13 protein-coding genes are annotated in these 17231 nt (G+C 68.8%); 6 read left to right on the top strand and 7 right to left on the bottom strand.

Going from position 1 to position 17231, the window contains the following annotated elements:
* Positions 1–109: 109 nt before the first annotated feature.
* Positions 110–334 (top strand): glycine zipper 2TM domain-containing protein, encoded by a 225-nt coding sequence (locus DELCS14_RS07430; RefSeq protein WP_012206927.1) that lies wholly within the window; start codon positions 110–112, stop codon positions 332–334.
* Positions 335–406: 72 nt separating this feature from the next.
* On the opposite strand, the gene DELCS14_RS07425 is transcribed toward DELCS14_RS07430, so the two are convergent.
* Positions 407–1057, bottom strand: coding sequence for a DedA family protein (locus tag DELCS14_RS07425; RefSeq protein ID WP_013801090.1), 651 nt, complete (start codon positions 1055–1057; stop codon positions 407–409).
* Positions 1058–1330: 273 nt separating this feature from the next.
* Here DELCS14_RS07425 and DELCS14_RS07420 point away from each other — a divergent pair, with 273 nt between their 5' ends.
* A complete protein-coding gene (locus tag DELCS14_RS07420; RefSeq protein ID WP_013801089.1) occupies positions 1331–1621 on the top strand; it encodes a glycine zipper 2TM domain-containing protein in 291 nt (96 codons plus the stop codon).
* Between the two features lie 164 nt (positions 1622–1785).
* Positions 1786–3810, top strand: coding sequence for a DNA mismatch repair endonuclease MutL (mutL, locus tag DELCS14_RS07415; protein ID WP_013801088.1), 2025 nt, complete (start codon positions 1786–1788; stop codon positions 3808–3810).
* A 52-nt stretch (positions 3811–3862) separates the two neighbouring features.
* Here mutL and DELCS14_RS07410 read toward each other — a convergent pair whose 3' ends face one another.
* Together DELCS14_RS07410 and DELCS14_RS07405 are read right to left on the bottom strand one after the other, a co-directional pair.
* A complete protein-coding gene (locus DELCS14_RS07410) occupies positions 3863–4867 on the bottom strand; it encodes a tripartite tricarboxylate transporter substrate binding protein (protein WP_013801087.1) in 1005 nt (334 codons plus the stop codon).
* Positions 4868–4919: 52 nt separating this feature from the next.
* Complete coding sequence (locus DELCS14_RS07405) at positions 4920–6143, bottom strand: M20 aminoacylase family protein (protein ID WP_013801086.1); 1224 nt, start codon at positions 6141–6143, stop codon at positions 4920–4922.
* Between the two features lie 143 nt (positions 6144–6286).
* Between DELCS14_RS07405 and DELCS14_RS07400 the strand changes: the two genes are divergently transcribed.
* Positions 6287–7279 carry a LysR substrate-binding domain-containing protein gene (locus DELCS14_RS07400; RefSeq protein WP_013801085.1) on the top strand — a complete coding sequence of 331 codons (993 nt, stop codon included), beginning with the start codon at positions 6287–6289 and terminating at the stop codon, positions 7277–7279.
* 7 nt (positions 7280–7286) lie between these two features.
* Here the strand turns inward: DELCS14_RS07400 and DELCS14_RS07395 are convergent, their stop codons facing one another.
* The 4 genes from DELCS14_RS07395 to DELCS14_RS07380 all read right to left on the bottom strand — a co-directional run bounded on the left by DELCS14_RS07395 (position 7287) and on the right by DELCS14_RS07380 (position 14369).
* Positions 7287–8744, bottom strand: a complete 1458-nt coding sequence (locus tag DELCS14_RS07395) for an efflux transporter outer membrane subunit (protein ID WP_013801084.1) — start codon at positions 8742–8744, stop codon at positions 7287–7289.
* A 28-nt stretch (positions 8745–8772) separates the two neighbouring features.
* Positions 8773–12024, bottom strand: coding sequence for an efflux RND transporter permease subunit (locus tag DELCS14_RS07390; protein WP_013801083.1), 3252 nt, complete (start codon positions 12022–12024; stop codon positions 8773–8775).
* An 86-nt stretch (positions 12025–12110) separates the two neighbouring features.
* Entirely contained in the window at positions 12111–13394 is a 1284-nt protein-coding gene (locus DELCS14_RS07385) for an efflux RND transporter periplasmic adaptor subunit (protein WP_013801082.1), read from the bottom strand.
* A gap of 114 nt (positions 13395–13508) precedes the next feature.
* On the bottom strand, positions 13509–14369 hold the full coding sequence (locus tag DELCS14_RS07380) for an alpha/beta hydrolase (protein ID WP_012206937.1): 861 nt from the start codon (positions 14367–14369) through the stop codon (positions 13509–13511).
* A 175-nt stretch (positions 14370–14544) separates the two neighbouring features.
* On the opposite strand from DELCS14_RS07380, the gene DELCS14_RS07375 reads away from it, so the two are divergent.
* Complete coding sequence (locus tag DELCS14_RS07375; protein WP_012206938.1) at positions 14545–15459, top strand: LysR family transcriptional regulator; 915 nt, start codon at positions 14545–14547, stop codon at positions 15457–15459.
* 352 nt (positions 15460–15811) lie between these two features.
* Positions 15812–17155: an NADP-specific glutamate dehydrogenase gene (gdhA, locus tag DELCS14_RS07370; protein ID WP_013801081.1), complete on the top strand. Its 1344-nt coding sequence runs from the start codon at positions 15812–15814 to the stop codon at positions 17153–17155.
* The last annotated feature ends 76 nt before the right edge of the window (positions 17156–17231 follow it).

Raw genomic sequence — 17231 nt, 5'->3', positions numbered from 1 at the left:
CTCCTACCGCTGCCGCAAGCCCTGAATGAGAGCATGCAAACATGTTCCACACAGTGCTTGCGCCACACGCCACTCACGGCGACAAGGCAGGCCATCACAGGAGATGAACATGAAGACACGCCTTTATTCCATTGCCGCCGCAGCAGCCATTGCCCTGTTCTCTGCCGGCTGTTCCACCAATCCCAGCAGTGCACAGATCGGTACCGGCGTAGGCGCCGTGGCCGGTGGTGTCGTGGGGGATGCCCTGTTCGGCAGCACGCTGGGCACCGTGGGCGGTGCAGCCGCCGGTGCACTGATCGGTAACGAGGTGGGCAAGCGCAACGACCGCCGCTGATCCCCACTCCCGCTCCATGAAAAAACCCCTTGCGCCATGAAGGTGCAAGGGGTTTTTCTATGCGCTGAAAGCTCAGGCGGCCGTCTTGGGCGCGCGCCCTGCGCGCCAGGCGCCAAAGATCGCGATCAGGCCCGGCACCAGGATCAGGCCCCAGATGATCTTCTCCAGGTTCTCGCGCACCCAGGGCAGGTTGCCGAAGAAATAGCCGGCTGCGCTGATGCCGAACACCCAGACAATCGCCCCGCCCACATTGAAGGCAGTGAACTTGCCCCGGTTCATCGCGGCCACCCCGGCCACGAAGGGCGCAAAGGTGCGGATGAACGGCATGAAGCGGGCCAGCACGATGGTGATGCCGCCATAGCGCTCGTAGAACGCGTGGGCCTGGTCGAAGGCGCGGCGGTTGAACCAGCGCGAGCCCTCCCACTGGAACACCTTGGGCCCTATGTAGCGGCCGATGGTGTAGTTGCACTGGTCGCCCAGCACGGCCGCCACCAGCAGCACGGTGCAGGCGATCGAATAGTCCATGAGCCCCACGCCGCACAGCGCGCCGACGATGAACAGCAGCGAGTCGCCGGGCAGAAAGGGCATGACCACCACGCCCGTCTCCACGAAGACGATGAGAAACAGCAGCGCATACACCCAGGGTCCATAGGCCACGACAAAGGCCTCCAGATGCTTGTCGATGTGCAGGATGAAGTCGATCAGGAACTGAATGATTTCCAAAAGAGAGTCCTCCGCGGCGGGCGCCGCACCGGCCCGTACTGTACTTCGCCGACATGCCCCCACGGCCGAGCCGGAGCGGTTCACGCCATCGCACACACCGGCGCTTGCAGGAATCTACAAATGCTTGAAATCAAGCTTGTTTTGTTACACAACTTGATAAAACTCTACGAAAAACTCATGAGTGCGTCAGCTTTTTGCAGGCAAAGTGCTTCCATGCCGTCGGCAATGCCGGCCCGGCCTCACCACCATCGCCAAGACACAAGGAAGCAAGCCATGAACAAGACCCTTCGCACTTTCGCGCACAAGTCCGAACGCCAGTCCGGCTCCACGATGGGCCGCACCCTGGCCATCGCCGCCCTGCTGACCGGCGCGCTCGCGATGGGCGGCTGCGCCCACCGCCCCAACAATGCGCAACTGGGCACGGGCGTGGGCGCCGTGGCCGGTGGCGTGCTGGGCAGCGCGCTGTTCGGCACCACGCTGGGCACCGTGGGCGGCGCCGCTGCCGGTGCGCTGGTCGGCAACCAGATGGGCAGCAACAGCGACCGCGCAGGCCGCCGCCGCTGACCCTGCAGCCACCCTCATTCAAAGAGTGCCCCCGGCTCCGGCCTTTGTTGCCGGGGACGCCTCTTGGAGCCGCTTTCGCGGCTCCTTTTTTTTGCGGGCGCCGACGCCGCACACCCCATTCCCACAGCCCGCAAGCGGTGGATGCCAGCCTCTAGAATTGCCGCGTGAACGCATCCATCCCCTCCTCCGACACCCTCCCCCGCCGCCCCATCCGCGACCTGCCCGACGAGCTGATCAGCCAGATCGCGGCCGGCGAAGTCGTCGAGCGCCCTGCCTCGGTGGTGCGCGAACTCGTGGACAACGCACTGGATGCGGGCGCCCGCCAGATCAACGTGCGGCTGCTGGCCGGCGGCGTGCGGCTGATCTCGGTGGAGGACGACGGCGGCGGCATCCCGCGCGATGAGCTGCCCGTGGCATTGCGCCGCCATGCCACCAGCAAGATCACCGACCTGCACGACCTGGAGACCGTGGCCACCATGGGCTTTCGCGGCGAGGCGCTGGCGGCCATCTGCTCGGTGTCGGAGGCGTCCATCCTCTCGCGCCCTGCGGGCCAGGACTCGGCCTATCTGCTCGATGCGCGCAGCGGCGAGCTGCGCCCGGCCGCCCGCAACCAGGGCACGACGGTCGAGGTCAAGGAGCTGTTCTTCTCCACGCCGGCCCGCCGCAAATTCCTCAAGAGCGACGCCACGGAGCTGGCCCACTGCATCGAGTCCGTGCGCCGCCATGCGCTGGCCCGGCCCGACGTGGGCTTTGCCATCTGGCACGAGGGCAAGCTGGTCGAGCAGTGGCGTGCCGCCGGCAGCATGTCGGATGAAGCCCTTGCGCGCCGCCTGGGCGATGTGCTGGGCGACGCCTTCGTGCAGAACTCCGTGACGGTGGAGCACTGGTCGGGCGCCGTCCACGTCACGGGCCGCGCGGGCATTCCCGATGCGGCGCGCTCCCGGCCCGATCACCAGTTCTGCTACGTCAATGGCCGCTTCGTGCGCGACAAGGTGCTGACCCACGCCTCGCGCAGCGCCTACGAGGATGTGCTGCACGGCCACAAGCAGCCTGTCTATGCGCTGTATGTGGAGATCGACCCTGCGCGCGTGGACGTGAACGTGCACCCCACCAAGATCGAGGTGCGCTTTCGCGACAGCCGCGAGGTGCACCAGGCCGTGCGCCACGCCATAGAGAATGCGCTGGCGGCCCCGCGCGCGGCCGCCGCCGCCGCCGCTGCCGCCGAGGAAGCCGCCCGCACCCCGGAGCTGGCCCCTGCCGCACCGGCCACCGCGCCCAAGGTGGCGGCTCCCGCCTGGCCCCAGGCGCGCATGAGCTTTGGCGATGAACAGGGCGGCCACAAGGTCAGCAACATGGCGGGCCTGTGGGCACCCATGCGTGAACCCGCGCCGGCCCCTGTGGCGCTTCCTGCCCAGACGGCCATGCAGGCTGCCGGTGCTGCCGAAGTCGGGGTGGACACGCCCGGCGTGCAATGGCCTGCCGGCGATGTGCCCGCCAGCTACGCACCCGCCGCACAGCCCCGGCCAGTCACCGTCTCCGAGCCTTCACCTGCGAACTTCACGCCCCCGGCAGCGGACACCCCTGCCGCTGCCGAGGAAACCATCTGGCCCCTGGGTCGCGCCGTCGCCCAGATCCACGGCGTCTACATCCTGGCCGAGAACGCCCAGGGCATGGTCGTGGTGGACATGCATGCGGCGCACGAGCGCATCGTCTACGAGCAGCTCAAGAATGCCGTCAACGCGGCAGAGCAGATCCCCAGCCAGCCGCTGCTGATTCCCGCCACCTTCGCCGCCACACCCGAGGAAGTGGCCACGGCCGAGGCCCATGGCGACACGCTGCAGGCCCTGGGCATGGAGGTTTCCCCCTTCTCGCCCAAGACGCTGGCCGTGCGTGCCGTGCCCGCCACCCTGGCCCAGGGCGATGCCGTGGAGCTGGCGCGCAGCGTGCTGGCCGAACTGGCCCAGCACGACGCCAGCACCGTGGTGCAGCGCGCGCGCAATGAGATCCTGGCCACCATGGCCTGCCACGGCGCCGTGCGCGCCAACCGCCGCCTGACGCTGGACGAGATGAACGCCCTGCTGCGCCAGATGGAAGTCACCGAGCGCTCCGACCAATGCAACCACGGCCGCCCCACCTGGCGGCAGATGAGCATGAAGGAATTGGACGCGCTGTTCCTGCGCGGTCGCTGAACCTGCGCGGCTGCCGCCAGCGCCGTCAGCACCGTCTACACCGTCTACACCGTCAGTCGCGCATGTTCGCGAAGGCCGCGAGCTGCTCGTACTTGCGGTCTTCCTCGGCGATCAGGCGCGCCAGGTCCTCGCGGCCGGAGGCGGGCACCATGCCTGCATCTTCCAGGCGCTTGCGCACGGCGGGCTCGGCCAGCGCCTCCTGCAGGGCCGCCGTGATGCGCTGCGCGGTGGCGGCGGGCAGCCCGCGCGGCGCCATCAGCGCAAACCAGCCCACCAATTCATAACCGCGCAGCGGCGCCAGTTCGGCCATGGCTGGAACCTGGGGCAAGGCGGACAGGCGCTGCGCGCTGGTGACCGCCAGCGGCACGATGCGCCCGCTCTGCAAAAACGGCTGCGCCGCCGTGGGCGAGAGCATGGCCAGGTCCAGGCTGCCGCCCGCCAGGTCGCTGGTCAACGGCGCCACGCCGCGGTAGGGCACATGGGTGATGGAAACACCCGCGCGCTGCTTGAACAGCTCTCCCGCGAAATGCAGGGTCGATCCCACGCCCGAGCTGCCGTAGCTGAGCTTGCCGGGCTGGCGCTTCGCCAGCTCCAGCAAGTCGGCCATGCTCTTCACGCCCAGGCCCGGGCGTGCGGCCAGGATCAGCGGGCCGGTGGCCACCAGGCCCAGCGGCGTGAAATCGCGGCGGCCGTCGTAGCGCTGCGCGGGGTTGACGATGCGCGTGGCCACCAGCTCGTTGCTGGCCCCCACCAGCAGCGTATAGCCATCGGTCGGTGCCGAGGTCACGCGCTGGGCCGCAATGGCACCCGCCGCCCCGCCCACGTTGTCCACCACCGCCGTGCCGCGCAGCCGCGCGGCCAGCGCATCGCCCACCACGCGGGCGACCAGGTCCACCGAACCACCGGCCGGGTATCCGACGACCAGCTTCAAGGGCTTGGCAGGAAAGCCGACCTGTGCAGCAGCCGGCAGGGCCAGCCCCAGCGCAGCGGCGCCCAGAAGGCTGCGGCGGCTCAGGACCTGGCGGGCCTCGGAGGAGAGAGGAAATGCAGTGCGCATGGTGGCAATCGCAGGTGAAGTCGTGAAAGGAATCCGGTGCGGGCGCGGCGCCTCAGGCGGCGGACAGAAAACGCCGGGCCAGCTTCACCCAGTAGGTGGCTGCCAGCGGCAGGATGCGGTCGTTGAAGTCGTAGCCGGGGTTGTGGACCATGCAGCCGCCCGTGCCATGCGTGTCGCCCACGCCGTTGCCCACGATCAGGTAGCTGCCCGGGCATTGTTCGAGCATGAAGGAGAAGTCCTCGCTGCCCGTCAGTGGCTGCAGGTCGGCGATCAGCCCCTGCTCGCCCAGCCAGTCGCGCGCCACCTCGCGGGCAAAGGCCGTGCTGGCCGCATCGTTGACCAAGGCCGGATAGCGCCAGCGGTAGTCCACCACGGCCTCGGCCCCCAGCGTGGCGGCCTGGGCATGGGCCAGCGCGGTGATGCGTTCGCGCAGCAGGGCACGCACCTCGGGCCGGTAGGCGCGCACGGACAGGCGCAGCTCCACCTCGCCAGGGATCACGTTGGGCGCATCGCCGCCATGGATGGCGCCCACGCTGACCACGGCCATGTCGCGCGGATCGACATTGCGCGAGACCACGGTCTGCAGCGCCAGCACCAGGTGGGCCGCCGCCACCACCGGGTCAGCCGACAGATGGGGGGCCGAGCCATGGCCGCCCTTGCCGCGCACGGTGATGATCACCGTGTCCGACGAAGCCATGAACGATCCCTCGCGAAAGCCGAACTGCCCCTCGGCAAAGCCCGGCATGTTGTGCAGCGCAAAGATGGCATCGCAGGGGAACAGATCGAACAGGCCATCCTCCACCATCTTGCGGCCCCCGCCCAGGCCCTCCTCGGCCGGCTGGAAGATCAGGTGCAGCGTGCCGTCGAAGCCGTGCGCCTGGGCCAGCTCGCGCGCGGCGGCCAGCAGGATGGCGGTGTGGCCGTCATGCCCGCAGGCATGCATGCGGCCCGCGTGGCGGCTGGCGTAGGGCAGGCCGGTCTGCTCGTGGATGGGCAGCGCGTCCATGTCGGCGCGCAGGCCCAGCCGGCGCGTGCCTGCCCCGACCCGCAGCGTGCCGACCACGCCCGTGCCTCCCAGGCCCCGGTGCACTTCATAGCCCCAGGAGGCCAGGCGCTCGGCCACCAAGTCGCTGGTGGCGAACTCCTCGAAGGCCAGCTCGGGATGGGCATGCAGGTGATGGCGCAGGGCCACCATCTCGGCCTGCGTGGCACGAATGCCGGCAAGCACCGGATCGGCGGCTTCGGCCATGGTGGAAACGGGCGGGTCAATGTTCATGCCCGCAGTCTAGGAAGCGTGGGCAGCGGGTGGAAGACCGCCAGCGCCTGCCCTGCCAGGCATTGCCGGTCATCCCCCGGCATGCGCCGATCACAGCAATGGCAGGGATGGCAGACATGGCACGAAACCTGCAAGATCGGCCCATGCATTCCCAGCCCCACCCCGATGCCGGTCCCGCCATGAAGCTGCACCAGATGCGCTACCTCGTCGCCGTGGCTGGCTGCGGCAGCGTGCGCGCCGCGTCACGCGCGCTGGGCATCACGCAGTCGGCCATCACCCAGGCCCTGCGCGAACTGGAGGAAGGCCACCGCCTTGCGCTGTTCGAGCGCCAGAGCAGCGGCATCGTCCTCACGCCGGCCGGGCGCACGCTGCTGCGCCACGCCCAACTGATCACCGGGCAGATGGCCCAGGCCGAGGATGAAATGGCCCGCCTGCGCGACACCTGCGCCGTGGCGCGCCTGTCCGTGGGCGTGACGCCCTGGGTGGGCCAGAGCCTGCTGCCCCATGTGCTGCGCGCCTTCCGCGCCGAACTGCCCCAGGTGCGGCTGGAGCTGTTCGAGGGCCTGTCGGCCGTGGCCCATCCGCGCCTGCGCGAAGGCACGCTGGACCTGCTGATCGGCCGCGTGCCCTCGGGGCCCTCAGGCGGCGACCTGCATGGCACGCCGCTGTTCCGCTATGACGCCACCGTCGTGGCCCGCACCGGCCATCCGCTGGCAGGCGCGCGCTCGCTGGCCGAGCTGATGGACTGCGACTGGCTGCTCAACTACACCCCGCCCGAAGAGGATGACCTGGTGCGGCGCCTGTTCCTGCGCCATGGCCTGCCCGTGCCCGTGGGCCACATCCACCTGGTGCATTCGGCATCGCTGCTGCTGCACCTGATCGCGCACAGCGACATGCTCTCGTTGTGCCCCTGGCCGCTGATCGAATCGGGCGTGCCCCAGGGCACCCTGGTGCCGCTGTCCCTGCGCGAGCAGTTCGAGCCCCACACGGTGGGCGTGGTCCAGCGCGGCCACGGCCCCCTGCCCTGGGTGGCCGAGCGCTTCGTGCACCACCTCATGGAGCAGGTCCACGCCTGCCGCCACAGCCCGGACCCGGTGCTGCAGCGCGTGTTCCGCTCCATCGACGTGCTGGCCTGAGGGTGCCTCAGCGCAGCGCGGCCTGGGCCACCGGCACGTCAGCCGGCACATCCCAGCCCCCGCCCAGCGCCCGGATCAGGCCCACGGCGGCCTGGTACTGAGCGGATTTCACCTGCAGCGCCTGGCGGCGGTTGCGCAGTTCGCTGCGGCGCGCATCCAGCAGGTCCAGCTGGCTGACGTAGCCATTGCGGTAGCGCGTGTCCGAAAGGCTGGTGGCACGCTGGGCGGCCACCACGGCCTGGCCCTGCACGGTGGACTGCTCCTGCAGGATGCGGATGGACGACAGCTGGTCCTCCACCTCCTGGAAGGCCACCAGCGCCTGCTGGCGGTAGGCGGCCAGCGCAGCATCGAGCTGTGCGCCTGCGGCCTGCACGCCGGCCTCGCGCCGGCCGCCGTCGAACAGCGGCAGCGACAGCAAGGCGCCCACGCCCCAGGAGCGCATGGACCACTTGAACAGGTCACCAACCTCGGGCGAGGCGTGGCCGGCCGCGCCGGTCAGCGAGATGCTGGGGAACCAGGCTGTCTTGGCCACGCCCACGCGCGACTGGGCGGCGAACACGGCGCGCTGGGCAGCCGAGATGTCGGGCCGGCGCATCAGCACCGTGGCCGGCACGCCGGCTGGGATGGAGGGCAGCGCCGTGGTCCAGGCGCCTTCGCCCAGGCCGAAGCGCGAGGCCGAGTCACCCACCAGCACGGCCAGCGCATGCTCGACCTGGGCGCGCTGGCGGTCCAGCGCCAGCGCATCCGATTCGGTGGCCGACAGCTCGGCCTGGATGCGCGCCACGTCCAGCTCGGCAATGTCGCCGGCCTGCAGCCTTCGCTCCGACAGGCGCAGCGTATCGCGGTAGGCCTCCACGGTCTCGCGCATCAGGGCGCGCTCGGCGTCCAGTGCGCGCAGCTGCAGATAGGTCTGCGCGACCTCGGCCTGCACGGCCAGCCGCGTGCTTTGCAGCAGGGCCTCGCGGCCCTCGGCGTCCAGCCTCGATGCGTCGGCCGCCTGGGAAATGCGGCCGAACAGATCGACCTCATAGGACAGGTTCAGCCCCGCATTGACCAGGGTGGCAGGCCGCGTGCCCGAGGCCTTGTCCAGCCCCGCGCCACGCGTGGCCCCTGCGCCCAGGCCCAGTTGGGGCAGGCGCTCGGCATTGGCGCTGCGCGCCAGGGCGCGGGCCTCGGCCAGGCGTGCGGCCGCGGCCTGGATGCTCTGGTTGTCCAGCGTGGCCTTGTCCACCAGCGCGTCCAGCGCCGGATCGGCAAAGGCCAGCCACCATTGGCCGCGTGCCTGGGCTTCGGCAGGCAGGGCCTGGGTCCAGCCCGCCTGCGGCGCGGCGCCCTGCTCCTTGAAGGCAGGGGCGGCCGGCAGCTCTGGCAGGCTCTGGGACACGCTGGCGCAGCCGGCCAGGGCCAGCGCCGCCACCAGGGGCAGCAGACGCCTGGACAGTTTCGAAAGCGATGGGATCTTCATGATCGGTTCCTGTTCTTGTGGTGTGGGCTCATTCATGCTCGCCACGCGCAGCAGAGGGCATGGGTAGCGCGCCGCCACCCGAGGCATGGCCGTGGGCGGGTGCATGTGCAGGGGCCTCTTCCTCCATCTCTGGACCATGCTGCTTGAGCGGCCGGTTGCCTGCCAGGCGGCGCATCAGCACGTAGAACACGGGCGTCAGGAACAGGCCGAAGGCCGTCACCCCGATCATTCCCGAGAACACGGCCACGCCCATGGCACGGCGCATTTCCGAGCCGGCGCCCGTGGACAGCACCAGGGGCAGCACGCCCATGACGAAGGCCAGCGAAGTCATCAGGATGGGGCGCAGGCGCAGCCGGCTGGCCTCGATGGCGGCCTGTATGGGCGTGCGGCCCTCGAACTCCAGCTCCCGTGCGAACTCCACGATCAGGATGGCGTTCTTCGCACTCAGCCCCACCAGCACGATGAGCCCGATCTGCGTGAAGACATTGCTGTCCCCGCCCGACAGCCACACGCCGGTCATGGCCGCCAGCAGACCCATCGGAACGATCAGGATGATGGCAATCGGCAGGGTCAGGCTCTCGTACTGCGCAGCCAGCACCAGGAAGACCAGCAGCAGGGCCAGCGGGAACACGATCACCGCCGAATTGCCGGCCAGGATTTCCTGGTAGGTCAGGTCGGTCCATTCGAAGTCGATGCCCTTGGGCAGGGTCTCGGCCGCGATGCGTTTGATGGCGTCCTGCGCCTGGCCCGAAGAGAAGCCCGGTGCGGCACCGCCGTTGATGTCGGCCGTGAGGTAGCCGTTGTAGCGCATGGCGCGCTCGGGGCCGAAGCTGGAGTCCACCTTCATCAGCGCCGACAGCGGAATCATCTCGCCCGAGCTGGAGCGCACTTTGAGCATGCCCACGTCCTCGGCACGCGCGCGGTAGGGCGCGTCGGCCTGGACGCGGACGCTGTAGGTGCGGCCGAACTTGTTGAAGTCGTTCGCATACAGGCTGCCCAGGTAGATCTGCATGGTGTCGAAGATGTCCGTCACCGGCACGCCGAGCTGGCGCGCCTTGGTGCGGTCGATGTCGGCATACAGCTGGGGCACGTTGACCTGCCAGCTGGTGAACATGCCGGTCAGCTCGGGCGTCTGGTAGGCCTTGGCCATGAAGGCCTTCACGGCCGCATCCATCTGGTCATAGCCCAGGGAGGCGCGGTCTTCCAGCTGCAGCTTGAAGCCGCCCGTCGTGCCCAGGCCCGCCACGGGTGGCGGCGGGAACATGACGATGAAGGCGTCCTGGATGCCCGCGAAGGCCTGGTTGAGCTGGCCGGCCACGGCGCCGCCGCTCTGGTCGGCGCGCTTGCGCTCGTCGAAGGGCTTGAGCGTGGCGAAGACGATGCCCGAGTTGGAGCTGTTGGTGAAGCCGTTGATGGACAGGCCCGGGAAGGCGATGGTGTCCTCCACGTTGGGGTTGTCCTTCATGATCTCGCCCATGCGGCGGATCACCTCGTCCGTGCGGTCCAGCGTGGCGCCGTCGGGCAACTGGGCAAAGCCGATCAGGTACTGCTTGTCCTGCGCGGGCACGAAGCCCGAAGGCACGGCCTTGAACAGACCGAAGGTCACGGCGATCAGCGCCAGGTAGATGGCCAGCATCAGCGCCTTGCGCGAGATCACGCGGCCCACGCCGCCGCTGTAGGCCTCGGAGCCCCGGTGGAACATGCGGTTGAAGCCGCGGAACAGCCAGCCGAAGGCCCGGTCCATGCCGCGCGTCAGCGCGTCCTTGGGCGCATCGTGGCCGCGCAGCAGCAGGGCCGCCAGCGCGGGCGACAGCGTCAGCGAGTTGATGGCCGAGATCACCGTGGAGATGGCGATGGTCACCGCAAACTGCTTGTAGAACTGGCCCGTGAGGCCGCTGATGAAGGCCAGCGGCACGAACACCGCCACCAGCACCAGGGCGATGGCGATGATGGGCCCGGACACTTCGCGCATGGCGCGGTAGGTGGCGTTGCGCGGCGTGAGGCCCGCCTCGATGTTGCGCTCCACGTTCTCGACCACGACGATGGCGTCATCCACCACGATGCCGATGGCCAGCACCAGGCCGAACAGGCTCAGCGCGTTGATGGAAAAGCCCAGCAGATGCAGCACGGCGAAGGTGCCGATCACCGACACCGGCACGGCCAGCAGCGGGATGATGGAGGCGCGCCAGGTCTGCAGGAACAGGATCACCACCAGCACCACGAGCACGATGGCCTCCAGCAGCGTGTGCACCACCGATTCGATGGAGGCGCGCACGAACTGCGTGGGGTCGTAGGCGATGCGGTACTCCAGGCCCTCGGGCATGTTCTTGTTCAGGGCCTCCATGGTCTTGCGCACGTTGGCCGAGATCTCCAGCGCATTGGAGCCCGGCGCCTGGAACACGCCCATGCCCACGGCCGGGTCGTTGTTCAGCAGCGAGCGCAGCGAATAGTCGGCCGCGCCCATCTCCAGGCGGCCGATGTCGCGCAGGCGGGTCACGGCGCCGTCGGAGCCGCTCTTGACGATGATGTCGCCGAAGTCCTCCTCGCTTTGCAGGCGGCCCTGGGCGTTGATGGACAGTTGCATGTCCACGCCCGGCAGCCCCGGCGAGGCGCCGACCACGCCGGCCGCAGCCTGCACGTTCTGGCCGCGGATGGCAGCCACCACATCGCTGGCCGACAGGCCGCGCTGCGCCACCTTCTGCGGGTCCAGCCACACGCGCATGGCGTAGTCGCCGCCGCCGAAGATCTGGATCTGGCCCACGCCTTCGATGCGCGCCAGCGGGTCCTTCACGTTCAGCACCGCGTAGTTGCGCAGGTAGTTGATGTCATAGCGCTGGTTGGGCGAGACCAGGTGCACCACCATGGTCAGGTCGGGTGCGCTCTTGACCGTGGTGATGCCCAGGCGGCGCACCTCTTCCGGCAGGCGCGGCTCGGCCTGCGAGACGCGGTTTTGCACCATCTGCTGCGCCTTGTCGGGGTCGGTGCCCAGGCGGAAGGTGACGGTCAGCGTCATCACGCCGTCGCTGGTGGCCTGGCTGCCCATGTAGAGCATGCCTTCGACGCCGTTGATCTGCTCTTCCAGCGGCGTGGCCACGGTCTCGGCGATCACCTTGGGATTGGCGCCCGGGTACTGGGCGCGCACCACCACGGACGGCGGCGCGACCTCGGGGTATTCCGAGATCGGCAGCCCGCCCATGGCGATCAGGCCGGCGATCAGCATCAGCAGCGAAAGCACGCCTGCGAAGATCGGCCGGTCAATGAAGAATTTGGATAGGTTCATGGTGTTTGGCTCCGCCACGGCAAAGCGCGGCCCATGCCGCCTGCGGTCAGGCGGCATTTCAGAGGCAGGAAAGGTGTGCGGCTAGATCAGGACTTGGTTGCGTCAGCCACTTGTTCGGCTGCCTGCCGGGTGCCCGGCTGGCGGGCATCGGCCCGCGCATCCATGGACACCTCCTTGGGCGCGACCAGGGCGCCGGGGCGGATGTGCTGCAGGCCGTTGACGACCACGCGCTCGCCGGGCTGCAGGCCCTGGGTCACGTTGCGCAGGCCGTTGACCGAGGCGCCCAGGGCCACCTCGCGGTAGACGGCCTTGTTGTCGCCGCCCACCACCATCACGTACTTCTTGCTCTGGTCCGTGCCGATGGCGCGCTCGCTGACCAGCAGCATGCTGCTGTCGCGCGCCTGGCCCATGCGGATGCGGGCGAACTGGCCGGGCATGAGGGCGCCGTCCTTGTTGTCGAAGGCCGCGCGCACGCGCACCGTGCCGCTTCGGGCATCGACCTGGTTGTCGATCAGCTGCAGCCGGCCTTCGAAGGGCGTGCTGCCGGCCGTGGCCGTGCCCATCTGCACGGGAATGCTGTCGATCTTGGCGCGGTTGCCCGCGCCGCCGCCCAGCTCCTTGAGTGCGCGCGTGATGACCTGCTCATCGGCATCGAAGCTCGCATAGATGGGGCTGACCGAGACCAGCGTGGTCAGCACCGGCGCGCCCGGGCCTGCGGCCACCAGGTTGCCCACGGTGATCTCGCGCTTGCCGATGCGGCCCGACACGGGGGCGCGCACCTGGGTGTAGCCCAGGTTCAGCCGCGCCGATTGCAGGGACGCCTGGGCCGCGCGCAGATTGGCCTCGGCCTCGCTGCCTGCGTTGATGCGCTCGTCCAGCTCACGCTGGGCAATCGCCCGCTCGTCCCACAGTCGGCGTGCGCGCTCCTGCTCGCTGCGCGCATAGGACTGGCGCGCCTGGGCCGAGGCCACCTGGGCTTCGGCACGTTCGACCTCGGCCGCATACGGTGCGGGGTCGATGGTGATCAGCAGATCGCCCTGCTTGACCAGCGCGCCCTCGCGAAAGTGCACGGCCTGCACGGCGCCAGCCACGCGCGAGCGGATGTCCACGCGCTCCACGGCTTCAAGGCGGCCCGAGAACTCGTCCCAGGCGGTGACCTCGCTTTCGGCGACCGTGGCCACCGACACGGGCGTGGCGGCGGGCTGGGCGCTGGCGGGCGCGTCATCGGCCTTGGCGTCGAAGCCATGCAGGCCGAACAGGCCGGCGCTGACGGCGAGGATGGCCGCAGCGGCGGCAGGCAGCCTCCAGCCCTTGCGCTGGGCCGAAGCGAAAGAAGGGGAAGAAGAGGATGAGGTGGATTCGGTGGACATGGTGTTTTTTTGCGAAATTCAGGGAACACGATGCCCGCCCGGCGCCTGAACGCGCCGGGAAGGCGGAAGGGGAAAACGGGGCAGCAGGTGTCGCCGGCTGCGGCGGCGCGGGGCCTAGCCCGGTGCTGCGGGCTTGTTCATGGTGGCCTCGAAGAAGTCATGCACATGCTGGAACACGGCGGCGCTGCAGGCCGTACAGGCCTCGGCCTCGGACAGGGCCTGCGGCCAGTTCGACGCGCTGGGCAGCACATGGCTGCTGGCCGTCACCCCGGCCGCGCGCAGGCGGGCCGCATAGGCCTGGGCCTCGTCGCGCAGCGGGTCGTCACCACCCACCAGCACCAGGGCCGGCGGCAGCTGGGCCAGGCGCAGCGAGCTGCCGGGCACGGCATAGGGATGCATGGCGTCCTTGGGGCAGCTCAGGTACTCGCGCCAGCCCGTGGCCCAGCGGCATTCGCCGGCCTCGGGCGTGGCCTCGCGCTGCGAGGCGGTGCCGGTGCAGGGATCGAGCATGGGCGACACCAGGATCTGGCCCGCCAGCGGCGGATGGCCGCGGTCGCGCGAGATCACGGCCACGGCGGCGGCCAGGTTGCCGCCGGCTTCTTCACCCGCGAGGAACAGCGGCGCGCCCTTGCCCGCCATCTTCACGCGGTGCTTGTACAGCCACTGCAGCACGGCGTAGCCCACCTCGATGGGCTGGGGAAACGGATGCTCGGGCGCCAGCGGGTAGGCCAGCGACACCACGACGGCGCCCGCCTCGGCCAGCAGCCGGCCGATGTAGCGCCCGTTGTCCAGCGTGCCGCAGACAAAGGTGCCGCCATGGAAATGCAGCACCAGCGGCGAGACCGTGCCGGGCCTGCGCTGGCCATAGGCGCGCGCAGCCACGGTGCCGTGCTCGGGCAGCTCGATGGAGAATTCTGTTTCGGCAATCTGCGCCCCGGCGGCGGGGCCATTCGGAAGCGACGGGGAAGTGGACATGGCGCGAACCTGCGGCAATGGTCGATGGTTGGAATATAGGCGGCGCCGGCCATGTCTGAAATAGCAACGCAGCCATCGCTCTGTTTCCGTTTCACGAACAATCGCCCGATACCGCGCATGTGAGAATTCCGCCGAGCCGGCATTCCCTTGCCGGGCGCTGCAGGAGCAACTTTCCATGGACCAGATCCAGGCCATGCGTGTCTTCGTTCGCGTGGTGGAAGCCGGCAACTTCACCCGCGCCGCCGATTCGCTCGACCTGCCCAAGGGCACGGTCACCAAACAGATACAGGCGCTGGAGGCGCGCGTGCGCGTCAAGCTGCTCAACCGCACGACGCGGCGCGTCACCGTCACGCCCGATGGCGCGGCCTACTACGAACGCGCGGCACGCCTGCTCAACGACTTCGACGATCTCGAAGCCAGCATGGTCAACACCCAGACCGCGCCCAGCGGGCGGCTGCGGCTGGACGTGGGCAGCTCCATGGCCCGGCTGATCATCATTCCGGCGCTGACCGAATTCTGCGAACGCTACCCCGACATACAGATCGACCTGGGCGTGGGCGACCGCCTGGTGGACCTGATCAGCGACAACGTGGACTGCGTGATCCGCGGGGGCGAGCTCAGCGACCAGTCCCTGGTGGCGCGGCGCATCGGCTCGATGAACTGGGTCACCGTGGCCTCGCCCGCCTACCTGGCACGCCACGGCGTGCCCCAGCACCCTTCCGAGCTGGATACGAAGCACCAGATCGTCGCCTTCTTCTCGGGCCATACGCGGCGCATGTACCCGCTGGAATTCCAGCGGGGCGATGAATCCATCGAGGTGGCGGGCAACTACCGCATCGCGGCCAACGACAGCAATGCCTACACGGCCGCCGTGCTGGCGGGCTTTGGCATCGCGCAGCTGGTCACGGCCTTTGCCCAGCCGCTGATCGACAGCGGCGAACTGGTCGAGGTCCTGCCCGAATGGACCCAGCCGCCGCTGCCCATTCACGTCGTCTATCCGCCCAACCGCCACCTCAGCGCCAAGGTGCGGGCCTTCGTGGACTGGGCGGCCGACCTGTTCGCGCGCCATCCCCAGCTGCAGCGCAGCTGAAAGGCCGGAGATGAGAGGGCCGGGCGGGCCCAAGCCCCGTCCGGCTGCAAGGCCTTCCTAGCCACTCTTCATGTCAGCTGGCATGGCGCCAGCCATTCCCATTCACCATGACCATGCACGCCACCGGATACGGCTGATCCAGGCCGCGGCCTGCCCGCTCACTGCGGCACGCAGGCCCTGCCCATGCACCAAATACCGTCGGCACCTCTCTGGAAATGCACCGAAAAACGGCATTCAGGCACCAAGCACGGGCACCGTTCACCAAAACGATGCATGACGGCATAACTTTTTGGCATAATTTTGGTTTGCACTCACCCCTTCCCGCAGCCGTTTTTTAGTCAGAGGTTTTTCCATGAAGTACGAGTCCGTCGGCCAATTCCTTGAAGAAGTGGCGCAACGCAACCCCGGCCAGCCCGAATTCCTGCAAGCCGTCACCGAAGTGATGGAAAGCCTCTGGCCCTTCATCGAGAAGAACCCCAAGTACGCCGAACTCGGCCTGCTGGAGCGTCTGGTCGAGCCCGAGCGCGTGGTCATGTTCCGCGTGAGCTGGACCGACGACAAGGGCCATGTGCAGGTCAACCGCGGCTTCCGCATCCAGCACAGCATGGCCATCGGCCCCTACAAGGGCGGCCTGCGTTTCCACCCCTCGGTCACGCTGTCCGTGCTCAAGTTCCTGGCCTTCGAGCAGACCTTCAAGAACGCGCTGACCACGCTGCCCATGGGCGGCGGCAAGGGCGGCTCGGACTTCGATCCCAAGGGCAAGAGCCCCGCTGAAGTCATGCGCTTTTGCCAGGCCTTCGTCACCGAGCTGTTCCGCCACGTGGGCCCGGACACCGACGTGCCGGCAGGCGACATCGGCGTGGGCGGCCGCGAAGTGGGCTTCATGGCCGGCATGTACAAGAAGCTGTCCAACAGCGCCGCCAGCGTGTTCACGGGCAAGGGCCTGTCCTTCGGCGGCTCGCTGATCCGCCCCGAAGCCACCGGCTACGGCACCGTCTACTTCGCCCAGGAAATGCTGGCCACGCGCGGCCAGTCCTTCGCAGGCAAGACCGTCTCCGTCTCGGGTTCGGGCAATGTGGCCCAGTACGCCGTGGAGAAGGCCCTGCAACTGGGCGCCAAGGTGGTGTCGGTCTCCGACTCCTCGGGCACCGTGTATGACCAGGACGGCTTCACCACCGAGAAGCTGGCCATCCTGATGGATGTGAAGAACCACCGCTACGGCCGCGTGGACGAGTACGCCAAGCTGGTGGGCGCCGAATTCCTGCGCGGCAAGACGCCGTGGCACCTGAAGGTGGACGTGGCCCTGCCCTGCGCCACGCAGAACGAACTGACCGAGGAAGACGCCAAGGTGCTGATCGCCAACGGCGTGGTCTGCGTGGCCGAAGGCGCCAACATGCCCTCGACCATCGAAGCCGCCAAGGCCTTCGAGAAGGCCGGCGTGCTGTACGCCCCGGGCAAGGCCAGCAACGCCGGTGGCGTGGCCACCTCGGGCCTGGAGATGAGCCAGAACGCGGCCCGCCTGTCCTGGCCGGCCGAGGAAGTCGATGCCCGCCTGCTGCAGATCATGCAAGGCATCCACGCCGCCTGCCTGAAGTACGGCAAGCGCGAGGACGGCACGGTCAGCTACATCGACGGCGCCAACATCGCCGGTTTCGTCAAGGTGGCCGACGCCATGCTGGCCCAGGGCGTGATCTGAGCATCAGCGCTCCCCATCCCTGACGAAAGCCCATGCAGCCTGCTGCATGGGCTTTTTTCATGGCTGGGCCGCACCA

The sequence above is a fragment of the Delftia sp. Cs1-4 genome (genome assembly GCF_000214395.1).
In the GTDB taxonomy this organism is placed as follows: Bacteria; Pseudomonadota; Gammaproteobacteria; order Burkholderiales; family Burkholderiaceae_C; genus Comamonas; species Comamonas acidovorans.
Note: the sequence above shows the minus strand (reverse complement) of the source record. Positions and strands in the feature narration are given on the sequence as shown.

Coding starts and splice junctions, on each gene's coding strand:
- DELCS14_RS07430 (WP_012206927.1), top strand. CDS start 110: ATGAAGACACGCCTTTATTCCATTGCCGCCGCAGCAGCCATTGCCCTG.
- DELCS14_RS07420 (WP_013801089.1), top strand. CDS start 1,331: ATGAACAAGACCCTTCGCACTTTCGCGCACAAGTCCGAACGCCAGTCC.
- DELCS14_RS07410 (WP_013801087.1), bottom strand. CDS start 4,867: ATGCGCACTGCATTTCCTCTCTCCTCCGAGGCCCGCCAGGTCCTGAGC.
- DELCS14_RS07405 (WP_013801086.1), bottom strand. CDS start 6,143: ATGAACATTGACCCGCCCGTTTCCACCATGGCCGAAGCCGCCGATCCG.
- DELCS14_RS07400 (WP_013801085.1), top strand. CDS start 6,287: ATGCATTCCCAGCCCCACCCCGATGCCGGTCCCGCCATGAAGCTGCAC.
- DELCS14_RS07395 (WP_013801084.1), bottom strand. CDS start 8,744: ATGAAGATCCCATCGCTTTCGAAACTGTCCAGGCGTCTGCTGCCCCTG.
- DELCS14_RS07390 (WP_013801083.1), bottom strand. CDS start 12,024: ATGAACCTATCCAAATTCTTCATTGACCGGCCGATCTTCGCAGGCGTG.
- DELCS14_RS07385 (WP_013801082.1), bottom strand. CDS start 13,394: ATGTCCACCGAATCCACCTCATCCTCTTCTTCCCCTTCTTTCGCTTCG.
- DELCS14_RS07380 (WP_012206937.1), bottom strand. CDS start 14,369: ATGTCCACTTCCCCGTCGCTTCCGAATGGCCCCGCCGCCGGGGCGCAG.
- DELCS14_RS07375 (WP_012206938.1), top strand. CDS start 14,545: ATGGACCAGATCCAGGCCATGCGTGTCTTCGTTCGCGTGGTGGAAGCC.
- gdhA (WP_013801081.1), top strand. CDS start 15,812: ATGAAGTACGAGTCCGTCGGCCAATTCCTTGAAGAAGTGGCGCAACGC.